The following is a 22,432-nucleotide window of genomic DNA, read 5'->3' as shown; positions in this document are numbered from 1 at the left end:
AACTAAAATGATGCTTTTAGAGGTTTTCTTAATGTAAGTTTAACAACTTTATTATTCTTTCAGAACCATGTCAATACACATAACAGCAGCAAGAATTAATTGTCTGAGCGGACTGTCAGGCGAGACAGTTTCTTCAATTTGAAGTACATAATTATCGGCACTGGTGAAAAATTCTTTTCCAAGTCCGGCCCATTTTTTACTTACCTGAGCCAGCTGTCTGTTTTCGTGTGAAAATTTAAAATCCCAGCCAGTCCATCTTCCCTGCAGTGTGGCAACAGGTTTTCCATTTGGATCTAAAATTTCAAATTTACCGCCAATAGAGAAAAACTTTTGTTTGAAAGTTCCTATCAGTCTGTCTTTTTCATCAAAAACTTCTACTGTTGAACGGAAAATCGCAACGCCTCTTGTTACCGAAATTAATTTTTCGCCTGCTGCAGTTGTAATCTCGATATCAAACGGAGTGGCTCTTTTATAATCTGTAAAACGAAATATTTTGGTAAAAAAGCCCAGATTGTTTTCACGGCAGTTCATGATAATCTGATTCGTCTGCGGATCGTAAATGTCATAGTTGTTGGCGGCTTTAAACATGCCGATATGTTCTTTTACTAAAAATAGATTCTGGCTTAAAATTGGGTTCATACGTTTATAAAATTAGCTTTTAGAATTAGCTTCAAATGTAAAAAAATATTTATGAATTGAATTGTCCTGTGAACTAATTGACCGTTTTTTAGAAATCAGTTTTTGCTGACAATAATGACAACGCCATTTGAAGCCTGACTGCCATAAACTGCGATCGCTTCATTACCCTTTAGAACTTTTACAGATTCAATATTATTGGGATTTATTTTAGAGAACTCAACGGTATTTATAATAACATCATCCAAAACATATAAAGGTTCTTTCATAGAAGTTCTGTATGCTGAGCATATGAAAACTCTGGAAGGTTTAGTCTGCGGAGTAAGAGAATTGGGAGAAACCAGAACTTCCGGAATAGTGTCTCTTGAAATGGAAGAAGACTGATTTGTGAGTTTTGTTGCTGTTGAATTGTTTTCGGAAGCTTTTTTTTCCTGTGCACTGGTGATGAAAAAAATAAGCATAGAAAGGACAGATGAAAGAAGTTTTACGTTTTTCATGATGATGTTTTTTAATAAAAAGTGTGTTTTATCTTTGCCAGAGTATTTGACTCCGGCAAAGATTTTGAGAATCAGATTTATTTTTTCTGAGATGGTTTTCCCGTTTTAGTGGTGATGATAACTACTCCTTTTCTGCCTTTTTCTCCGTATTTTGAAGTAGCTTCCAGGTCTTGTAAAATAGTGATGGTTTTGATATCCTGTTTGTCCAGAGGTGCGTAAGGGCTTGTTGGGTTGTTCCCGAACAAATCATTTTCTGAATAATAAATGCCGTCAATAATGTAGAGCGGTTCATCCAGAACTACAAGGGAGTCTACATTTTCCGGGTTTAAGTTAGGAAGTTCGTCCTGCATCATTTTATCTTTTTGGGCATCGTTGCTATGTGCCATCGCATTTCCGTTAAGCACAACCAGAGGAGTACTTTTTCGGGCTGAGGGAACTTGTTTTTCTGTGGCACTAAAAGCTTCTTTTGGGGCTCTTTTTGTAAAATTAGAATCAGGTTCTGTGTGTATTTTAGACTTTGAGAGTATATTTTCTTCCTGTTTTTCTTCTTCCTGCACAGGCATTGGTGCTGGTGTTGCCATTATGGCATCATAACTGGCTTTTTCGGTTATAACAGGAGGACTAATTATTGACTGCGGCGGAGTCTTTATTTCGTGAACAGCTACATTTGTCTGCCCTTTAATTTGTTTGTCCAGAATTTTAAGAGCTTCTTCTCTGGGTACTAAAAGGGAATCTGCCGAAACCGTCATATTGCTTTCCTCGGCATTTTGAACAGGTTTTTTTTCCGGCTCGTTTATTACCACTTTAGTAGCCTCAACAGCTGCATTTTGATCTGTTTTAAAAAATTGAAACCCTAAAGAAACAAGTAATAAAAAAGAGGCCGCAACGGCAATTTTTTTCCACAATACGATCGTTTTTTTATCTTCCTTTCGGTCCAGCTTATCTTCCACACGTGACCAGACTTTTTCCATTTCGGGAAAGCCTTTAAACTCGGCATTTTGCGAAGCTTGTTTTATTTTATCGAATAATTTATCTTGATTGTCCATGACTATTTTGCTTTTTGATAATACAGTTTATTAACCAGTTCTTTCAGTTTGGTCTTAGCGGCATTCAATTGTGATTTCGAGGTGCCTTCGGAGATCTTCAGCATTTCGGCTATTTCTTTGTGAGCATAACCTTCAATAACAAAAAGGTTAAACACCGTTTTACAGCCGTCCGGAATGTGGTTTAATAAATTAAGTAAATCTTCTTCTTCTAATGTATTCAGTTCGCCGACAGAAGGCTGAGAAAGCATTTTTACGTCGTCTAAATACATATTGAAGTTGGTTTCTTTTCGAATCGTGGCCAGACAATGGTTTACAGTTATTCTTCTGGCCCAGGCTTCAAATGCATAAGCCTCTTTTAACTGATCGAGTTTGGTGAAAATAGTAAAGAAAGAATCGGCCAGGGCTTCTTCAATTTCTTCTTCCTTTTTTAAATATCTTTTACAAAGGCGGTACAACTTTGGCGCCATGTATTCGTACACCTGACGCTGGGCATCACGGTGCATTTTTTTACAGTTTGCTATTTGAGTCTCGTTTATCACAATTGTTGTCTTTCTTGTATAGAGAGATAAAAAGATAAAAAGGTTGGGACGATGATGAAAATTTTTTTTAAGGTTCAGAGTTGTAAAGAAACAAAGTTACAAAGGTTTTTTTTCTGTAGAGACGCACTGCAGTGCGTCTAACGTTAGAGAATCCGCAATAATTTTACAAATTCTATTTTGTCATTCTTTGCGTAGACGCTCTTCAGTGCGTCTCTACGTTAATATTGTAATTGAAAACTTTTGTGTTTCTATGCGAAAATCTCTGCGAATCTTTGTGGAATAATTTTTTCCCCCGAGATTCACAAAGTTTTATTTAACAGGCAAAGTCAATTTATAAATCTTAGTTTCTAAAAGCTCTGTATCATTATCTTCACAAAGTAAAAACTCAATTTTATTATTTTCTTTTTTATAGAACGTCAAACCTTCAAATTTATTAGTTGAAGTAATTTTTTGCGTAAAATCGATTTTCATGGTTTTAAGATCGATTCGGCCAATAAAACTTCCTAAGATCTGGCCATCGTCATAAGTTGATTTGGTGTCTTCGGCAGTCGAAAGAAAATAGATTTTATCTTCAACCAGAACAGCGTCTGTAAAACTGGAACGAACGCCTTTTATTTTGGGCAGTTTATAGTTTACAGAAATCAGGGCAAATTCATCTCCCAGGCTTTTGGCATGAATCGTAAAAATGGTGTTTTTATTTGAAATACCATTGCCGCGATTGAATAGATACCAGTTTTCGCCATCGAAAACAGCCCCTTCTAAATTGAAATCTTCCGGTTTTATTTCGCCGAAGCTCTGCATCAAAGCATATAAATCTACCAGATTATTTTTTTGTAAAACGGTTTTAGATTTCAAATCAAACTCAATCATTTTGTTTCGGTTTTCCGTTGAACCGGAACCAAAAACATAAAGAGTGTCATTATGATGTGTAATTGATTCAAAATCGGGTTTTAGGTTTTTAGGGATGTTCTGTGTCGGATTGTCGATAAGGGCATGCTGGTTTAACTGCTGATTCTGTATGTTGTATTCGTATAAAAATCCACTGTTGTCGCCAATGACATAAAGTGCATCGTTATTATAAAATAATCCTGATGCCGAACCGATTCCGATGATTTGAAATACTATTTCTAAGGTGAATTTTTCCATGAATTGTTATGTCTTTAGATTATCTTGATTTTATTTTTTTTAACCTGTCGTTTGTTTCTGCTTCGCTGACTATCTTTTCCAGAATATCAGTGATTTTTTTGCTCTTCAGGTTTATATTGTTTTTATAATTGAGGTTAATCAGGCCTCCGCTTTCTTTTTGCAAATCAAATATATCGAATAATTTTTCTGTTTTATCTCCATTTATTAGGATACCTAATTTCTGTAAAGTTGAATGACTTATACCTATAGTGTATCTTACTTTTTTGGTTTTTTCGACAGTTATGTATTCAAAAGGTTTTACTTTTTCGTTATCGATGGCGGTTTTATTCAAGAAATACATTTCCCAAAAGGAGGAATCTTCAAGCGTTATAACAGCGTACTCGTAACAATAATTAATCTTCGTCATATAAACTTTACCTTCTTTTTTCCAAAAGAGATAAACTGGATGATTAGTTAAATCATTAAAACAAGTATCCTTTTCATCTGAGGGAGGTTCTAAAATAATGATAGTATTTCCGGGAGAAATTTTTTCATAAGTGATAATCGTGTCGATTTTTTGATCTCTTATAAAATCCGACACTAATTCCTCAATACTGACTTTGGGATTTGTTTGGGCATTTGTCATAAATGCCATAAAAAATAAAACCAGAAAACTTTTTGTCATTATAGATTTGGAGATGTTTTAAATTATTCTTTTAAAAATGGATTGACAAAACCTAAATTAATAGGCTGAAGAACAATTGCGATAGTTACCAGAATTCGTAAAATTACTATATTTATGATACAAATTTTGAAATTATGAAATCAATAGACCCGAAAGATTTTAAAGTTACAGATAAAATCAAACTAAGTAAAATTCCAACCTTATTAAAAACAGATGCTGATGATGATGAGAAAGAAGAAAAACTCGATAAGGTTCAGGCTAAACTGAGTGAACTTCAGGATGTCATGTATGCTCATAATAAATACTCCGTTTTGATCTGCCTTCAGGGAATGGATACCGCAGGAAAAGATAGTCTGATAAGGGAAGTCTTTAAAGAATTTAATCCGCGTGGAGTAGTGGTGCATAGTTTTAAAACCCCAAATTCAACAGAGCTGGAACATGATTATTTATGGCGTCATTATATTGCTTTACCGGAAAAAGGCAAGTTTGCTATTTTCAACAGAACGCATTATGAGAATGTTTTGGTGACCCGTGTACATCCTGAATATATTCTGGCAGAGAATTTACCGGATATAAAAGCTGTAGAGGATATTACACCCGAATTTTGGGAAAGGAGAATTAAACAAATTAATAATTTTGAAAAACACATAGCACAGAACGGAACGATTGTGATGAAGTTTTTCCTGCATCTGGGTAAAGAAGAACAGCGTCAGCGTTTACTACGCCGTCTGGAAGAAGAAAAGCATCACTGGAAGTTTTCTCCCGGAGATTTAAAAGAACGGGAGCACTGGGACGAATACCAGCAGTATTACGAAGAGGCGATAAATGAAACTTCGACCAAACACGCTCCCTGGTATATTGTTCCGGCAGATGATAAAGAAATGGCACGTTATATCGTAGCCAAAATTATCTGGGAAGAAATGAAACAATATACCGATATAAAAGAACCGGAACTGGATGATAAGATCAAAGCTAATTTTGCACTTTATAAGAAAACACTAGAAAAGGAGTAAGTAGTGTTGAATTAGAAGTTAAACCTGTCGTTTTCTTTTGAGGTTCAAAGCTGCAAAGCGACAAAGGTTCAGAGTATTTTACAGGATTGAATAGCGAAATCTAACAGGTTTTTAAAACTTGTCAGGTTTTATCTGGATGAACTTACAAACCGTTTTAAGATTGAAGTTTAATGGTTTTTTAAGCATCAGAAGTTAAACCCGACAGGTTTTAAAAACCTGTCGGGTTTGCTTTAAAGAAAAAGTAGGTTATATAAAGTGAAGAGTAATTTAAAAAGAATCTGCAGCCGGATTAAAATACAAAACCCGGAAGACTATGAAACTTCCGGGTTTGTTACCAAAAACAAAAAAATAAAATAAACCTTTCTTTTTATAAATCAAAACCGTAGGCGAGACGTAAAGCTACCTGATTGGTTTTGAATTTTTGATAGTCCTCGTAACGCAGGCTGATATCAATGTATTTATTAGCATATCCAATTCCCGGCGCCCATAAGAACGTAGTGTCGTCGTAACCATTTGTCACTGCAAAACCAGCACCTACTTCACCTAATACATAGAACTGATCTTCCCAGATAAAAGCTTTAAAACCAGCTTTAGCCGGAATAAATCCTAAATCTTTAATGTCATTTCCTAAATCATCTTTTCCTAAAAACAAATTTGTAAAACCTGTTGTCAGTGTTAATGAGGTCTTTTTAGATAAGTCATATTGTAAACGAACGTCCCCGCCAAGCGACCAGTCATAATCATTATCGGTTGGAATACCACCGTTTAGTCCAAAACCTAATCTAAATCCCTGATCGTAATTTGTTGCTGCATTGTCCTGAGCAAAAGTTGTATTGGTGAATAAAATGGCAAACGCAGCGAGGCATATAAACTGAAACTTTCTCATGGCAAATATTTTTGAATTATTAATAATGTAAAAGTAGAATAGAGGCCTTTGCAGCTTGTTATATAATTTTTAAAAATCGTTATATAATATTATGGTCTGTCAATTTTAGGCTTAAGATTGGCTTATATTTTTATTAATAGGACAGAATTCGAAGCTTCTGATTATCTTTGCGCACTAAAAAAGAATACAAGTGAATTTACAGCAGTACACAAAAGAGTTTTCCTATAATTTAAAATTGGCTTATCCTGTTATTTTAGGAATGGTTGGCCATACTTTAATTGGTATAGTCGACAATATTATGGTGGGAAAAATCGGAAGTACTGAACTGGCGGCGGTTTCATTAGGAAACAGTATGATCTTTATTGCCATGTCACTGGGAATCGGTTTCTCAACCGCAATTACCCCAATTGTAGCCGAAGGCGATGCCGAAAAGAATGATGGTAAAATCCGTTCCGCTTTTCACCACGGTTTATTTTTATGTACCATTTTAGGATTGGTGCTTTTTGGTGTTATTATGTGTGCAAAACCTGTAATGGAATTATTAAAACAGCCTGCCGATGTAATTGTACTGGCAAAACCCTATTTGGGCTGGGTGGCTTTCTCTTTGATTCCTTTAATTATGTATCAGGGTTATAAACAATTTGCTGACGGGATGTCGCTGACGAAATATTCTATGTACGCTATGGTAATGGCCAATGTACTGCATGTGGGAATCAATTATGTTTTGATTTACGGAGTCTGGTTTTTTCCAAAAATGGGTATTATCGGGGCAGCATTGGGCACTGTTATTTCAAGAATATTTCTGGTTATGTTTATGCATATTATGCTGTCCAGAAGAGAAGATTTAAAACGTTTCTTTAAAGGTTTCAGTTTTGATGAAATCAAAAAAGCCACTATAAAAAAGATTATCAGTATCGGGTTTCCGTCTGCAATGCAGATGCTTTTTGAAGTGGTGTTATTTACCGCTTCGATCTGGCTTTGCGGAAATATTGGAAAAACCAGTCAGGCTGCCAATCAGATTGCTTTGAGTCTGGCTTCGATGACTTTTATGTTTGCGATGGGGTTAAGTGTAACGTCTATGATCCGGGTAAGTAACCAGAGAGGATTAAATGATTTCAAAAAACTCGTGATTGTAGCCCGCTCTATTTTTTTACTGGCTGTTATACTCGAAACTTTTTTTGCGATCCTGTTTATTGTTTTTCATAATTATCTGCCTCACATCTTTTTGAATATGGAAAATACCGGACAGGTTCTGGATAATACCGAAGTAATAGCAGTTGCTTCCAAACTGCTGATTATTGCGGCGGTTTTTCAAATTTCAGACGGAGTTCAGGTAGTGGTTTTAGGAGCTTTAAGAGGACTGCAGGATGTAAAAATACCCATGTATATTACCTTTGTGGCCTATTGGATTATCGGTTTCCCAATTTCCTACTACCTGGGAGAACATACCTCTCTGAAAGCGCAGGGCGTATGGATTGGACTTTTGGCCGGACTAACTGCCGCCGCGACATTTTTATACATTCGCTTTCACTATCTGACGAATAAAAAATTAAATATTAATTCAGTTTCAAATATGTAATTTGAAATACTTAAAACTAAAATAAAAATGGAATTACCTAAATTTTTACTTGGAGACAACACTGATTTTCCGGATGATATTTTTATCATTCACCTGGATTATCCAAGATTTATAATCAATTTAAAAGATGATGAGGTTGAATTTTTAGAAGAAGCCGAAGATCTTGATGAAGCAGAATTAAATGCTGAAATGGAAGGTTTGATCGAAAAAGCAAATGAGTTTTACGACAGAGAGGTAAACCGTTACGAAGAATAAAACTATTCTTAACGTTTTATTTTCAACTATAACAACGCAATTCATTTAATGAAAAAATTAAGTTACTTAAAACCTATTTTCAATTTTATATTGATAGGATTACTGATTACGACTTTAAGCCGAATCTTTTTATTTTTTCTTTTTAAAGAAAGGGTAGAGCAGACACCGGATTTCTGGTATATTTTTCCAATTGGTCTTCGAATGGATTTGATTTTACTTTGTTATTTATCATTCCTGCCCGCCGTTTTAATTACTTTTCTGCCTAATAACTGGATAAAGTTTACTAATAAGTTTCTGGTTGTTTACAGTTTCTTATTTCTGTTTCTGATTCTTTTTGTAGAATTAGCTTCACCCGATTTTGTAAAGCAGTACGATACCCGTCCAAACAAGATTTTCTTAGATTATCTTATTTATCCGAAAGAAGTCGTGGGCATGCTTTTAAAAAGCTATCTGACTTCGATTATCGTGACTTTTTTGATTTTGGGAGTTGTGATTTATTTTGCTTTCAAAAAAGGGAAAAAATATTTCCACACAACAAGCACTCAGTATAAATTAAAATTGATGCTTTTTCCATTAGTTGCTTTTTTATTGTTTTTCGGGGCACGTTCCAGTCTTACTTCAAAACGACCAATTAATGCCAGTAATGCTGTTTTCTCAACAGATCAGCTTACCAATACTTTGGGATTAAATTCATTTTATACGGTTGCCTTTGCTGCATATTCGATTAAAAATGAGGGAAATACCAAAATGTATGGTAAAATGGATGAAGTCGAAGCGATTGCCCGTGTAAAGAAATACATGATCGCCGGTCCAAAAGATTTTACCGATGCTGATATTCCGTTTTTACACGTACAGCAGCCGGATTCTGTTTTGAAGAAGCCTTACAATCTGGTCATCTTTTTACAGGAAAGTTTAGGGGCAGAATATGTTGGGATTTTAGGCGGAAAACCGCTGACACCGGAATTTGACAAATTGTCAAAAGAAGGATTGTTGTTTACCAATTTGTATTGTACCGGAACCCGAAGCGTACGCGGAATCGAAGCCGTTGTAACCGGATTTCTGCCTTCACCGTCAGAAAGTGTAGTGAAGTTAGGAAATTCGCAGCAGGGATTTTTTACACTGGCAGATGCTTTAAAACATAAAGGCTACGATACGAGCTTTATTTATGGCGGAATGGCCAATTTTGATAATATGGCTTCGTTTTTCAACGGAAATGGTTTTACGGATATTGTAGACCAGACCGATTTTGAGTCAGACGGGAATAAATATGCGTTTAAAGGAACCTGGGGGTATTCTGATGAAGATTTGGTTACCAAAGCCAATAACTATTTCAAATCAAAAGGCGAAAAACCTTTTTTCTCTCTGATGTTTTCAACTTCAAACCATGAGCCGTTTGAATATCCGGCCGGAAGAATCAAGCCGTATGATAAAAAAGCGGCCACGGTAAACAACGCCATGAAATATGCCGACTTCTCGATTGGAAAATTCTTTGAAATGGCTAAAAAAGAAGAATATTTTAAGAATACTATTTTTATTGTAATTGCTGATCACAATACCAGAACGTATGGTAAAAATTTAGTACCCATAAATAAATTTCACATTCCGGCATTTATTATGGGGCCGGGTGTTCCAAAAGGAGCTGTTTATAACAGATTAGCCAGCCAGATTGATATTCCGCCAACTTTATTAAGTTATTTAGGACTTCCGTTTGAAACACCAATGGTAGGTAGGAATCTAAGTAAATTAGATCCAAAAGTACCGGGAAGATCCATTATGCAGTTTAATGATATCAATGCCTTCAGAGTTGAAAATCAGGTTGTCATCATGCAGCCAAATCTGAAACCGCTTCAATTTGAAATTAAAAACGATACGACCTTAATTCCGGTTAAATTAAATGAAGAATTAGCAAAAGATGCTTTGGCACATGTCATTACAGCTGGAAATTTATATAAAGAAAGTAAATACAAACTTAGGGCTAAATAAGGTACAAAGGTTCAAAGTAACAAAGGTTCAAAGGTGCAGGGGTAACAACTCTGACTCTTTGGACCTTTTTAATTTTATATCAAAGTGTTTAAAGATCGGGTTTAAGGAAATAAGGAAGTTTAATACCTTTGAACCTGTGTACCTTTTTATTAAAAATTATGTTGATATTGTTAGATATAGACGGCGTCATGGTTCCTGCCAGCTTATGGAAGAGACCTGAGTTTTTAATCGATGAATTTCCGGCTTTCAGCCCTAAAGCGGTAAAAGCACTCCAGAGAATTATTTCTGAAACCAATGCCGGTATTGTATTGACTACTTCGCATAAATTCAAATATTCAATAACCGAATGGTATGAGATTTTTAAATTAAGGAAAATAGAGGTTAATACAATTGACAGGCTGCCGGATAATTTACTTTGTTTGAGCCGTAAGAAAGAAATTCAAAACTGGTATGTTTCCGGATTAAATTCTGAGAATTTTGTAATCATTGACGACGATAAATCATTAAATGGTCTCCCGCTTTTTTTAAAAGAAAAACTTATTCAGACAAGTCCATTAGTTGGCTTAACAGATGAATTGGCACATGAAGCTATTTCAATTCTTAAAAAGCAGCTTCAATAATTTCAAAGAAAAAAACTTAGTTATTTTTAGATCTTTTTATGGAAAAATAATTTTTTAATTCATTTAAAAAAGAAAGTTGTTAGATGTGTAATTTCATACTTAACAACTTTTTTTTGTATTAAAATTCAAACGAAAGGGTAACAAAAAAATAATTTAATTGATATATGCTAAATCAAAAGGCGTAACCCGAAAAGCCAGCGATAGAGTAGGGACAATTAAATTATTTATTATGAAAAAAATACCACAAAAAAAATCTGAAGTATTTAGAGTAATGTTAGTTTTTGTGTTTGCCGCTTTTCTTATCAGTTGTAGTAACGAATCCGTTGAAGATCAAAATGCTCAGTTATCAAACACTGAGCAGCAAAACCAACCGAGTACTCAAAAATATTTACCTCACTATGAAGGTGTTATTGTTCGCGATTGGGGAGCACATAATATTGACTGCAGCCAGCCTGAAGGGTTTTGTAATTTTATTTTTTACATCTGGATGAAATACAGTTTTGTGAAACCGGATCCTGACGGAACACCGGTACGTGTTACAAATGAAAAAGGAAATTTTGTTATGGAAATTCAAAAAAGTGCCTTAACCCCGGAACATAAAAAAGTATTATTACGAAATGGAGATGTTTATGTAATACCTGAAGGACAAACGATAGAGCCGGAATTAGTGAAATCTCTTAAATTCACTTCAGACATTTTAGTTCCTGGTAAATACCCTATTAAGGAAAGTGAAAATACCTATACAATTTCAATGAATGTGAAATAAATGAAATATAAAAAAAGCTTTAAGGAATCAGAAGCTGTTTTTATATTGATTTAATAAAAGCTGAGCGGCTGCAAAAGGTGATATTTCATTATTTTGCACCGCTTTTTTGATTTGTTCTATTTGCTTCATAATCTCAGGCTGATTGTAAAAGTTCGATTTCAACTGTTCATCTATAGTTTCCATCATCCAGAAATGGTTCTGTTCCCGACGTTTTTCCTGAAAGAATCCGGTTTCTTTAGTCAGTTCAAAATAATCACAAATCGTGTTCCATATTTCTGAAATGCCCTCTTTTGTAACAGAACTGCAAGTAGTGACTTTAGGCTGCCAGTTTGATTTTTTTGGTGGAAATAAATGCAGAGCCCTGTTGAATTCTACTTTTGCCTGGCTGGCTTTTTTTATATTATCTCCGTCTGCTTTATTGATAACAATAGCGTCTGCCATTTCCATAATACCGCGTTTTATTCCCTGAAGTTCATCTCCGGCACCGGCAATTTTGAGTAAAAGGAAAAAGTCAACCATACTGTGAACGGCCGTTTCACTTTGTCCGACCCCAACTGTTTCGATAATAATAGTATCAAAACCAGCTGCTTCACATAAAATAATAGTCTCTCTGGTTTTTCGTGCCACACCGCCTAAATTTTCTCCGGAAGCACTCGGACGAATAAAAGCATTTTCGTCTTTTACCAATTCCTCCATTCGGGTTTTGTCACCTAAAATACTTCCGTGGGAAATAGAACTGCTTGGATCGACAGCCAGTACGGCCACTTTTTTTCCTGTCTGGGTTAAAGACGTTCCAAAAGCTTCTATAAAAGTACTTTTTCCAACTCCGGGAACTCCCGTAATTCCTATTCGGATAGATGTATTGGCGTGAGGTAAACAGTTTTTTATAATTTCTTCTGCCTTCGCACTATGTTCAGGATTGGTGCTTTCTACAAGTGTAATAGCACGGCTGAGCGCTGTTCGGTTTCCTGAAAGTATTCCCGAAATTAATTCTGCCGCCGAAGGCTGCTGCCTGCGTTTGTTTTTAATTTGGTTTATAGCCGAAACATTGGTGATTTCGGGAGGTGAAATTCCAGCTTTTTCAGTTAAACTGCCGGCTTGTTTAGTAAGATCTGACAAAACGCATTTTTTTGAATTGTAAAAGTACTGAAAACAAAAACAGTTTCAAAAGGCAAATGTCCCTTTGAAACTGTATCTGTTTATTTGCCACGAATTCCCGAATTATTGTTGCATTTTTTGCTGATCTAATTGTCAGGGATCAGTAATTTTGATTACACAATTTTTCATGTAATTTTTTACTTTCGTCAGGATGAAATAGAGAATTCTGTTGAAAAATAATTCGTGAATTGCTTCGCCAGTCGCTATCACTCAAGTTGTGGCTAAAAAAAATTAATACCCGGCAGTAAATCTAACTTGGTGGTGTTTTGGGTTTTCAATTTCATCAGCAATAACAACTGCTAAATCTTCTACAGATAAAATACTTCTCTGCTCGTCGTTAAAAACAGGGTTTTCTAAACCTAAACGGTATTTTCCTGTTCTTCCTGTTTTAGTTCCGGCATGCATTTCAAATGCAGGGCTGAAGAAAGCCCAGTCCAGATCTTTCTCTTCCTTAATAATGTTCAGATAGTTTCTGGCGGCATTGGCACCGTTGAAAATTTCTTTTGGAAAATCACGAGTATCAACAGCCTGTAAATCGGGTGCTACATATAAACTTCCGGCTCCTCCGATAGTGATGAAACGTTTTACACCTGATTTTTTCACCGCTTCCTGAATCGCTTTTGATCCGTTTAAAAAATCATCGTAGATATTTGGATTTGTCCAGCCCGGATTAAAAGCATTTACAACAGCGTCATGTCCTTTTAATACTTCTGCTAAAGCATCCACATTAAATACATCGGCTGCAATCCATACAGCATTTGCTGAGTCTTTTGGTGTTCTGGCAATGGCAGAAATATCGTGTTTTCTGTCAGCTAATTCGTTTAAGATAGCGGAGCCAACAAATCCGGTTGCTCCAATAATTGCGATTTTCATAATATATAAATTTATTTAGTAATAAAAAATGTTACAGTTTTGTGTAAAAAAATAGTTTTAAAACTGATTCGAAAAATCTTCCAGAGAAATTCCTTTCAATTGTTCGCTGACTTTCTCATTCATATCGGCATATAAATTAGCCAGATGCTGATTTATATTTTTCCCGACAGGGCAATCCGGATTCGGCTGATTTTTAGCATAACCCAAACCTATAGATTCAAAAGTCATTTCAAATATTTCTTTTAAAGTCAGTTTAGAAGCGTCTACTGACAGTTTTGTGCCGCCGTTTTTTCCTTCTTTACTCTCTACAATTTGATGCGCTTTTAGATTGGCAATTTCTTTTCGTACCAAAACCGGATTCAAATTAATACTGCCTGCAATAAACTCTGATGATAAATAATCATTTGGGAATTTAGTGAGCAAAGTAAGAATGTGAATCGTTATGGCAAATTTACCTGAAAGCATACTGTAATAAAATATGTTACAAATATAATGAGTTTTATAACACAAAAACTAATTTTAACGTTTTTTTGTTTTTTTAGTTCGTAGTCCTTAGTGATTAGTTCATAGTTCATAGTCCTTAGTTCATAGTCCTTAGTTCATAGTCCTTAGTTCATAGTCCTTAGTAATTAGTCCTTAGTAATTAGTCCATAGTCCTTAGTCCATAGTCCTTATTTTTAGTACTTATTTTTAGTACTTATTGTCGAATGGTGGTTAGTTTATGGATAAATAATAAGCTGTAGGGCATTTTTATAGAAATAATGAAATTAGTTATTGGTGACAATCAGGAGCTAAAAACGAATAACTAATCACTAAGGACTAATCACTAAGGACTAATTACTAAGGACTAATTACTAAGGACTAATTACTAAGGACTAATTACTAGTGACTAATTACTAAGGACTAATTACTAGTGACTAAGGACTAAAATACTAAATATAAATAACTACTTTTGTCTTTAAGCCTTGATATGAACAACTTTATTATAATATTCTTCTTTTTGTTTTTAGGATTGCTTTTACAGCATGTAAAGCAGTTTCCAACTCATATTTATAAAACAATCAATAAAATTGTTATTTACATCTGTCTTCCGGCAATTACTTTATATCATATCCCAAAAATAAAGTGGAGTAATGAGCTGTTGTTTCCAATAGGGGCGGGGTGGATTAGTTTTTTTCTGGCTTTTGTATTTTTTCATGTGCTTGGGAGACGAATGGGCTGGTCGAATAAACTTATCGGCTGCCTGATTCTGACGGCAGGACTGAGTAATTCGTCCTTTTTAGGATATCCTATAGTGGAAGCTTTATTTGGGAAAAAAGGATTAGAAACGGCGGTACTGGTAGATCAGCCGGGAACTTTTGTAGTGGTTTCAACGCTGGGGGTATTTGTGGCGGCATTTTATTCTAAAGGAAATCCCGATTTTAAAAGCATTACGAAAAAAATACTCTTCTTTCCTCCCTTTATTACATTTGCAGCTGCCTGTCTGATGAATGTACTGAATTTTGATCTGGATACCAGTATTCAGTCACTGCTGCTAAAACTGGGAAATTTAGTTACTCCTCTGGCTTTGTTTTCAGTAGGACTGCAATTGACTTTTGATCGTAAAAGTAAACACTGGAAGTTTTTACGTTTGGGGCTTCTTTTTCGTCTTATTGTGACACCGCTTTTTATTTTCATCCTTTACGTTTTTGTTTTTAACCAGCATTCTGAAGCTATAAAAATTACTATAATCGAAATTGCTATGGCACCCATGATTACAGGGGCAATCCTGGCTTCGACTTACGGTTTAAAACCCAAATTGAGCAGTATGATGATTGGGTTTGGAATTCCCATATCTTTTGTAACTCTTGCTTTGTGGTACTTTGTCGTGAGTTTTATTTAATTTAGAATAGTAACTAGATAGAAAAGATAGAATTTTAACTTTTTTTTAATTCGTCGTTGTTTTCTCAATGTATTTTTTAGTTACTTTTAGATAAACTAAAAAATTACATTATGTCAACATTAAGATTAGGCGATATAGCTCCGGATTTTCAGGCAGAAACCACACAGGGAACAATTAATTTTCACGAATGGTTAGGAGATTCATGGGGCGTTTTATTTTCGCATCCGGCAGATTTTACTCCGGTTTGTACGACTGAATTAGGAACTGTAGCGAATTATGTTCCGGAATTCGCCAAAAGAAATACAAAAGTTATTGCATTAAGTGTAGATGGTTTAGAATCTCATAAGGAATGGATTAAAGACATCAATGAAACTCAAAATACAGAGGTTAATTTTCCAATTATTGCCGATGAAGATAAAAAAGTAGCGACTTTATACGATATGCTGCACCCAAATGCAAGTGATAAATTTACGGTGCGTTCTGTTTTTGTAATCGGACCTGATAAAAAAGTAAAACTTACGCTGACTTATCCGGCTTCTACAGGAAGAAACTTTGACGAATTACTTCGCGTAATTGACAGTTTACAATTAACGGCCAATTATAGTGTTGCTACTCCGGCAAACTGGAAAGACGGAGAAGATGTGGTAATTGCTCCTGCAATTCCGGATAGTGATATTCCTGCCAAATTCCCAAAAGGACATACACCAATCAAACCTTATTTACGATTAACGCCGCAGCCGAACAAATAATTGGAGGTTTTGAGATACTAAGATGCTAGGTTCTAAGTTTTTTTTAGAGCTTTAGCATTTTTGTTTTTTTGAAAATAAAGAAAGCGTTGAAATTTTCAATTCAGGAAAATTTCAACGCTTCGTATAAAATCTTAGTTCCTCAGAACCTTTATTTAGAGCCCAGTAATGCAGTCATTCTTTTTTTATCGCCTACAACCCAAAGAATGTCATTTTTTTCCAGTATTAAATTAGATTCAGGGTTCAGGATGCGATTTCCGTTTCGTTCGATTCCTACTACCATTCCATTTGTTTTGGCTCTAAACTGCCCAATGCTTTTTTGAATAAATTCTTCCTGAGAAACTTCAAGCTGACGCAGTACAATATCAGTTTCTTCCACTTTTGGCGGAGCTTCTGTTTCATTGTGGTTTAAATACTTGGTAAACTCAGTAATCTGAGCATCGGTACCAATTACGCAGATTTCATCTCCCGGAAACAAACGTTCGGTTTTCATCGGAATCGGAATCGTTACTTCGCCTCGTTTGATATAGGCAATATTGATTCCTAATTGTTCCCGAATCTTTAATTCTTCTAACGTTTTACCTGCTAAATTAGATTCTTTTCCAATGTCAAAAAATGACATATGACCGTCCCATGGCATTAAATTGGCATATCGTCTGTCGATTTTTTTGTTTTCCCGGTCGTTTAGGTTTTTCAAAAAGTGATTTTCAATTCGGTGATACTGCTCGTTTAATTTTTTAGGGAAAATCTGATACGCTCCGATGGCAATAATTAAGGCTACAAAAGCCACTAAAGGGGAGAAGAAAATATTCAGTAAGAATCCAACGAAAAATAATCCAAGGCTCATTCGGATTAAAATCAACATCAAAAGTGCGCCTCTGTATTTACGTTCTTCCCATAGGGCCTCAACTTCATCTACTTTTACGCGGCGTAATGAAAGTGCCCATAAAAACGGGGCAATTACAACCAGAGTTAAGAGAGCGGCTAATGTATTCCCAAATCGGGTATCGGCCACTAAAGGCGCTACAAATTTTGAGGATAATAAAATAATGGCCGTTATAATAATGGTATGCAGGATAATTTGGGTAATCGAGGATCTAAGTACAATCTGCCAGGTGCTTACTGATTTAATAGCCTGAGCATTCACACTGTAACGGTTAATGTTTTTAACCCATTTTTTCGGCATTTTATGTTCTAAAAACTGAGCAAACGGCTCCGAATATTTAATTAAGAAAGGTGTTGTAAAGGTCGTAATAGCAGATACGGCCACAATGATAGGATACAGGAAATCACTGGTCACTTTTAAAGTCATTCCGAGTGTTGCGATAATAAAAGAGAACTCCCCAATTTGTGCTAAACTCATTCCGGTCTGAACAGATTGTTTTAAAGGCTGTCCGGAGATTAAAGCTCCGATGGAAGAACTGAATGCTTTTCCGAAAATGGTTAAAAGTGTAATTAAAGCTACCGGAAGGGCATAAGTAACTAATGTTTCCGGATTGATTAACATTCCAACCGATACAAAGAATACCGCACCAAATAAATCTTTTACAGGCTGGATTAAATGTTCGATTTTTTCAGCCATCGTTGTTTCAGCAATAATAGATCCCATAATAAAAGCACCTAAAGCCGGAGAGAAACCAACATTGGCAGCAAAAATAACCATCATTAAGCATAAGGCCAGCGAAATAATAAGCAGCATTTCATCGGTTAACAGATGTTTGGCTTTTTTCAGGATGGTAGGAATGATAAAGATACCGCCCAAAAACCAGATGATTAAAAAGAAGACCAGTTTTAAAACGGACTGCAGTAATGCTCCGCCCGAAACCTGATCACTTACAGCAATCGTTGAGAGTAAAACCAGCATTAAAATAGCCACAATGTCTTCAACGATTAAGGCTCCAAATACAATTCCAACGAACTTTTTACCTTTTACACCCAATTCATCAAAGGCCCTGATAATAATTGTTGTGGACGAAATCGAAAGGGTTGCCCCAAGAAAAATACTGTCCATTTTTCCCCAGTCCATCCATTGTCCTACACAATATCCGATAAGGGTCATAAATAAAATCTGGGTTATGGCGGTGACAGATGAGGTGCCGCCCACTTTCATCAGTTTTTTAAAACTAAATTCAAGCCCTAAACTGAAAAGAAGGAAGATAACCCCGATTTCGGCCCATACTTCTACACTTTTCATGTCGGTAATAGAAGGGAAAAAATCGAAATGGTTTCCAGCCAGAAATCCGGCAATAAGGTAGCCTAAGACCAAAGGCTGTTTCATTTTTTTAAATAGGAGAACGGCAATTCCGGCAGTCATCAGGATTAATCCCAGATCACTAATTAAGGGTTGTAAGTGGTGTGTACTTTCTGCAGCGGCATTTAAGGCAATCATAAGTGGTATTTTAGTTTCAGGAGCTAATCCAGCTTTTTATTTCAAATAAAAATCAGAGGTACTTTTATACAAATAAAAGTCAGGTGAAATAATCTGGTTTAACTTCTCGGTTAAATAAAAAAAAGCTATCCGGATAAAGATAGCTTTTTTTGGCAGAATATTTTAGGTTTTCTTTAAATTCCTGTGTAATTACCGGGAGTTAAAGATATAGTTATTTCATGGAGGCGATTCCAATTTTTGAATCTTTATAATAAAAATCAAATGTTGATACTTCTAAACCAATTGGAACAATAAAAAATAATTCGGCCTTAAAGTTTTTATATACTGTTTTTCCAAAATACACAATGCTCGGATCAGGTTTTTTTTTGGTTCCAAAGTCTACCGGAATTTCAAAATTATAATATCCTTCTATATTGAATTTATCAAACTGATCCGTTTCTTCTTCACTAAACTGAGGTAAATTGACTCCGTATCGCGGGTTGTCAGATTTTGTTTTTCTGAAATAATTTCGTTCCGGAGTACCAATTATGCCGGCGTATCCTAAATAATCTCCCACTCGGTATCGAAGTTTGTTTTCGTTGTCAACCAGTGAAAAAGCACTTATTTCAGCATGATTTGTATCCAGTGATTTTACCTGACATTTTACCAGGATATATTTGTACTGCGTTGGATCAAATTTTATTCCTCTCAGCGCTGCAGTTGAAAAAGCAGAAGGTTCTTTAGTCTTAAGAATTTCAATTTCAATTTGATCTACTGTACTTTTTTGTGAATAAACGGAAAAACTCAGCACACAAAAACATACGGTAATTATAAATTTTAATTTCATCAAAGTAAATTAAATCCCGGTATAATTTGCAGGCGTTATCTGCAATAATTCGGCTTTAACTGCCTCAGAAACCTCCAGTGTAGCAATGAAATTATGGATCGCTTTTTTATCGATAGCTTCGTTGGTTCTCGTTAAACCTTTTAAAGCTTCATATGGATTTGGATATGCTTCGCGACGTAAGATGGTTTGAATCGCTTCGGCTACAACCGCCCAGTTTTTCTCTAAATCTTCTTCGAATTTGCTTTGGTTTAAAAGCAGTTTGTTTAAACCTTTTAAAGTGGCCTCAAAAGCAATAATGGTATGTCCGATTGGGACACCAACATTACGAAGTACAGTACTGTCAGTTAAATCACGCTGTAATCTTGAAATGGGAAGTTTGGCAGCTAAATGTTCAAAAATAGCATTGGCAATTCCTAAATTCCCTTCAGAGTTTTCAAAATCAATAGGGTTAACTTTATGAGGCATGGCTGATGAACCAATTTCTCCGGCTTTGATTTTTTGTTTGAAATAGTCCATCGATACATATGTCCAGATATCGCGGTCTAAATCGATAATAATATTGTTGATCCTTTTTAAACCGTCAAAAAAAGCAGCAAAATGATCGTAATGCTCAATTTGGGTAGTTGGGAAAGAATGGTGTAAACCTAAATCAGTTTCAACAAATTTATCTCCAAATTTTTTCCAGTCAATCTGCGGGTACGCTACATGGTGTGCATTGAAGTTTCCGGTGGCTCCGCCAAATTTGGCAGCAAACGGAACGTTGAATAACAAACGAAGCTGTTCTTCTAAACGCTCAACAAAAACCAGGATTTCTTTTCCTAAACGGGTAGGAGAAGCCGGCTGTCCGTGTGTACGTGCCAGCATTGGAATATCTTTCCATTCTACGCTTAACTCTTTTAATTTAGCAATTAAAGCAATTAAAGAAGGAGTATACACCTGCTCAAAAGCTTCTTTTGTAGAAAGCGGAATAGCGGTATTGTTAATGTCCTGAGACGTTAGTCCGAAATGAATGAACTCTTTGTACTGAGATAATCCCAGTTTTTCAAAAGCATCTTTAATAAAGTACTCCACTGCTTTTACGTCGTGGTTGGTCACTTTTTCAGTTTCTTTAATCCAAAGTGCATCTTCAGTAGAGAAATTTTTATAGATATTTCTTAAACTTTCAAACAAACCGGAATCAACACCTTGTAACTGAGGTAACGGAATTTCGCATAAAGCGATGAAATATTCAATTTCAACTAATACACGGTATTTTATTAAAGCTTCTTCAGAAAAGAAAGGTGCCAGGTTCTGAGTTTTATTTCTATATCTTCCGTCAATTGGCGATATAGCATTCAATTCGTTTAGAGTAGTCATTGTTATGTTGTTTTTCGAAAGGTGCAAATATAAGTGATTGTTAAAACTTCTGAAAATTACTGAAGCGTTATTATGCCTTAACTTTTGATTTAAATTATGGTTTTGAAGATTTTATCCCAAAAAGTAAAGTAAAATCCAAAATTTCGGGATTCATTTTTATGATGACCGGAATGAAATGTAGTGGTTGAAATCCATTTTGTAATATAACTTTTATGCCAGAATGCCGGGAAAAGGTCTTTTTCGAGATGCCCGAAAACACCGTACATTAGATTTAAGAACAAATATACCATAAGGCTGATGTAGTTGAATTCAAAAACAGAAATCAAAATCAGCCAGATACATCCAAAACCTAAAGTCTCTACAGGGTGAAGTACAAAAAGACTGTAAACACTGGTCTCAACATGACTGTGATGCAGTTTATGAACAGGGTAGAACCATTTTAGGGTATGCGCCAGATAGTGGAAACCAAACATAAAAAAGTCCATTACTACAATGAGCAGAAAAGTGTCGATGATAACGGAACTGAGTGTATGGGAAAAATCAATCCGGATAATCTGTTCCTGGTATAACTGAAAACCTAAAATAGTAATGAAGGTATTGCATAACAGGGTTGAGATAATCCATTTCAGGTCTTTGGTATTTAAAACAGTGTTCTGCGGTTCAATTATTTTTCCGATAAGAACAGCCATCAGAAACAGACTTATGTTTTCGACAGAAAAAAGAAGCAGCTGTATCAGAAAACCGAATGTCGCTAACTGTTCTAACAGGGTTTCAGCGATCATGACAGGTTTTCCAGTTCTCGTAATTTTTTCCTCATTTCAGCAACACCTTCAGTCGCAGTTTTGGCAATTACTTGTACTTTGTTGCTGATATTAGGAATAGAAATTGGTTTTGGATCAACATAAAAAACAGGAGTAATACTGTAGGTATACGAAATAAGACCTGCAGCCGGATAAACCTGCAGCGAGGTTCCGATAACCGCAAAATAATCGGCTTCTTCTACAATTGGGATCGCTTCTTCTAAAGCCGGAACCATTTCTCCAAACCAGACAATATGCGGACGTAACTGATGTCCGTTTTTATCTAAATCACCTGTAAGCAGATCATGGGGCCAGTCTAAAATGAAGTCCGGATTCTGTGTACTTCTTACTTTTAACAATTCGCCATGTAAATGCAGGACTTTTGTGCTTCCGGCACGTTCGTGTAAGTCGTCGACATTTTGGGTAATAATATAAACGTCAAAATCCTTTTCCAGTTCTGCCAGAATCTGATGCCCTGAATTGGGCTGAACTTCTTTTAACTGCCGGCGTCTTTTATTGTAAAAGTCTAAAACCAGATCCTGGTTTTTCTGCCAGCCTTCTGGTGTTGCCACTTCCATGACATCATGTCCTTCCCATAAACCATCACTGTCGCGAAATGTTTTTATTCCGCTTTCGGCACTGATTCCTGCACCGGTTAAAACTACAAGTTTCTTTTTCATTCTGAATTTGTATTAAAAGATAAAAATAACAATTTCGAAAATGCAGGGACTATTTACGGGATTCTTTTTTCTGTATTTTTGAACAGCAATAA

At 35.6% G+C, this 22,432-nt stretch carries 23 protein-coding genes; 8 read left to right on the top strand and 15 right to left on the bottom strand.

The window, feature by feature from the left end; translation table 11 throughout:
* Positions 1 to 51: 51 nt before the first annotated feature.
* From ACODST_RS21810 to ACODST_RS21785, 6 genes are all read right to left on the bottom strand, one after another.
* Positions 52 to 639 (bottom strand): LURP-one-related/scramblase family protein, encoded by a 588-nt coding sequence (locus tag ACODST_RS21810; RefSeq protein WP_488934202.1) that lies wholly within the window; start codon positions 637 to 639, stop codon positions 52 to 54.
* 95 nt (positions 640 to 734) lie between these two features.
* The gene (locus ACODST_RS21805; protein WP_488934201.1) at positions 735 to 1,133 is read right to left on the bottom strand and encodes a TonB-dependent receptor plug domain-containing protein; all 399 of its coding nucleotides are present in this window, start codon (positions 1,131 to 1,133) and stop codon (positions 735 to 737) included.
* A gap of 77 nt (positions 1,134 to 1,210) precedes the next feature.
* Positions 1,211 to 2,179, bottom strand: a complete 969-nt coding sequence (locus ACODST_RS21800) for a hypothetical protein (protein ID WP_488934200.1) — start codon at positions 2,177 to 2,179, stop codon at positions 1,211 to 1,213.
* 2 nt (positions 2,180 to 2,181) lie between these two features.
* Entirely contained in the window at positions 2,182 to 2,682 is a 501-nt protein-coding gene (locus tag ACODST_RS21795; RefSeq protein ID WP_488934245.1) for an RNA polymerase sigma factor, read from the bottom strand.
* Between the two features lie 345 nt (positions 2,683 to 3,027).
* The gene (locus ACODST_RS21790; RefSeq protein ID WP_488934199.1) at positions 3,028 to 3,864 is read right to left on the bottom strand and encodes a DUF6929 family protein; all 837 of its coding nucleotides are present in this window, start codon (positions 3,862 to 3,864) and stop codon (positions 3,028 to 3,030) included.
* A 19-nt stretch (positions 3,865 to 3,883) separates the two neighbouring features.
* A complete protein-coding gene (locus ACODST_RS21785; RefSeq protein WP_488934198.1) occupies positions 3,884 to 4,528 on the bottom strand; it encodes a hypothetical protein in 645 nt (214 codons plus the stop codon).
* Between the two features lie 134 nt (positions 4,529 to 4,662).
* Between ACODST_RS21785 and ACODST_RS21780 the strand changes: the two genes are divergently transcribed.
* Positions 4,663 to 5,541 carry a PPK2 family polyphosphate kinase gene (locus ACODST_RS21780; RefSeq protein WP_488934197.1) on the top strand — a complete coding sequence of 293 codons (879 nt, stop codon included), beginning with the start codon at positions 4,663 to 4,665 and terminating at the stop codon, positions 5,539 to 5,541.
* Between the two features lie 367 nt (positions 5,542 to 5,908).
* Here the strand turns inward: ACODST_RS21780 and ACODST_RS21775 are convergent, their stop codons facing one another.
* The gene (locus ACODST_RS21775; RefSeq protein ID WP_488934196.1) at positions 5,909 to 6,427 is read right to left on the bottom strand and encodes a hypothetical protein; all 519 of its coding nucleotides are present in this window, start codon (positions 6,425 to 6,427) and stop codon (positions 5,909 to 5,911) included.
* Positions 6,428 to 6,617: 190 nt separating this feature from the next.
* Here ACODST_RS21775 and ACODST_RS21770 point away from each other — a divergent pair, with 190 nt between their 5' ends.
* The 5 genes from ACODST_RS21770 (at position 6,618) to ACODST_RS21750 (ending at position 11,630) form a co-directional block, all read left to right on the top strand.
* A complete protein-coding gene (locus tag ACODST_RS21770; RefSeq protein ID WP_488934195.1) occupies positions 6,618 to 8,006 on the top strand; it encodes an MATE family efflux transporter in 1,389 nt (462 codons plus the stop codon).
* A 27-nt stretch (positions 8,007 to 8,033) separates the two neighbouring features.
* Positions 8,034 to 8,261, top strand: a complete 228-nt coding sequence (locus tag ACODST_RS21765) for a DUF8828 family protein (protein ID WP_012026986.1) — start codon at positions 8,034 to 8,036, stop codon at positions 8,259 to 8,261.
* 48 nt (positions 8,262 to 8,309) lie between these two features.
* Positions 8,310 to 10,244, top strand: a complete 1,935-nt coding sequence (locus ACODST_RS21760; RefSeq protein WP_488934194.1) for an LTA synthase family protein — start codon at positions 8,310 to 8,312, stop codon at positions 10,242 to 10,244.
* A gap of 158 nt (positions 10,245 to 10,402) precedes the next feature.
* Positions 10,403 to 10,864 carry an HAD domain-containing protein gene (locus tag ACODST_RS21755; RefSeq protein WP_488934193.1) on the top strand — a complete coding sequence of 154 codons (462 nt, stop codon included), beginning with the start codon at positions 10,403 to 10,405 and terminating at the stop codon, positions 10,862 to 10,864.
* Positions 10,865 to 11,093: 229 nt separating this feature from the next.
* Positions 11,094 to 11,630, top strand: coding sequence for a hypothetical protein (locus ACODST_RS21750; protein ID WP_488934192.1), 537 nt, complete (start codon positions 11,094 to 11,096; stop codon positions 11,628 to 11,630).
* A gap of 27 nt (positions 11,631 to 11,657) precedes the next feature.
* On the opposite strand, the gene meaB is transcribed toward ACODST_RS21750, so the two are convergent.
* From meaB to ACODST_RS21735, 3 genes are all read right to left on the bottom strand, one after another.
* Positions 11,658 to 12,749 (bottom strand): methylmalonyl Co-A mutase-associated GTPase MeaB, encoded by a 1,092-nt coding sequence (gene meaB / locus ACODST_RS21745; protein WP_488934191.1) that lies wholly within the window; start codon positions 12,747 to 12,749, stop codon positions 11,658 to 11,660.
* 270 nt (positions 12,750 to 13,019) lie between these two features.
* Positions 13,020 to 13,661 carry an NAD(P)-dependent oxidoreductase gene (locus ACODST_RS21740; protein WP_488934190.1) on the bottom strand — a complete coding sequence of 214 codons (642 nt, stop codon included), beginning with the start codon at positions 13,659 to 13,661 and terminating at the stop codon, positions 13,020 to 13,022.
* A gap of 57 nt (positions 13,662 to 13,718) precedes the next feature.
* Entirely contained in the window at positions 13,719 to 14,126 is a 408-nt protein-coding gene (locus tag ACODST_RS21735) for an Rrf2 family transcriptional regulator (protein ID WP_488934189.1), read from the bottom strand.
* A 505-nt stretch (positions 14,127 to 14,631) separates the two neighbouring features.
* Between ACODST_RS21735 and ACODST_RS21730 the strand changes: the two genes are divergently transcribed.
* Both ACODST_RS21730 and ACODST_RS21725 read left to right on the top strand, forming a co-directional pair.
* Positions 14,632 to 15,543, top strand: a complete 912-nt coding sequence (locus tag ACODST_RS21730; RefSeq protein WP_488934188.1) for an AEC family transporter — start codon at positions 14,632 to 14,634, stop codon at positions 15,541 to 15,543.
* A gap of 110 nt (positions 15,544 to 15,653) precedes the next feature.
* A complete protein-coding gene (locus tag ACODST_RS21725; protein ID WP_488934187.1) occupies positions 15,654 to 16,292 on the top strand; it encodes a peroxiredoxin in 639 nt (212 codons plus the stop codon).
* A gap of 148 nt (positions 16,293 to 16,440) precedes the next feature.
* On the opposite strand, the gene ACODST_RS21720 is transcribed toward ACODST_RS21725, so the two are convergent.
* The 5 genes from ACODST_RS21720 to ACODST_RS21700 form a co-directional block, all read right to left on the bottom strand.
* The gene (locus ACODST_RS21720; protein ID WP_488934186.1) at positions 16,441 to 18,678 is read right to left on the bottom strand and encodes a cation:proton antiporter; all 2,238 of its coding nucleotides are present in this window, start codon (positions 18,676 to 18,678) and stop codon (positions 16,441 to 16,443) included.
* 211 nt (positions 18,679 to 18,889) lie between these two features.
* Complete coding sequence (locus ACODST_RS21715; RefSeq protein ID WP_488934185.1) at positions 18,890 to 19,504, bottom strand: hypothetical protein; 615 nt, start codon at positions 19,502 to 19,504, stop codon at positions 18,890 to 18,892.
* A 9-nt stretch (positions 19,505 to 19,513) separates the two neighbouring features.
* A complete protein-coding gene (gene purB / locus ACODST_RS21710) occupies positions 19,514 to 20,860 on the bottom strand; it encodes an adenylosuccinate lyase (protein WP_488934184.1) in 1,347 nt (448 codons plus the stop codon).
* Positions 20,861 to 20,949: 89 nt separating this feature from the next.
* A complete protein-coding gene (locus tag ACODST_RS21705) occupies positions 20,950 to 21,642 on the bottom strand; it encodes a sterol desaturase family protein (RefSeq protein ID WP_488934183.1) in 693 nt (230 codons plus the stop codon).
* Positions 21,639 to 22,340, bottom strand: coding sequence for an SIR2 family NAD-dependent protein deacylase (locus ACODST_RS21700; RefSeq protein ID WP_488934182.1), 702 nt, complete (start codon positions 22,338 to 22,340; stop codon positions 21,639 to 21,641). Before ACODST_RS21700 ends, ACODST_RS21705 begins: the two co-directional genes overlap by 4 nt.
* Positions 22,341 to 22,432 lie beyond the last annotated feature (92 nt).

The organism is Flavobacterium sp. FG19, assembly GCF_057809475.1.
This window is presented reverse-complemented; position numbering and strand designations above follow the sequence as displayed.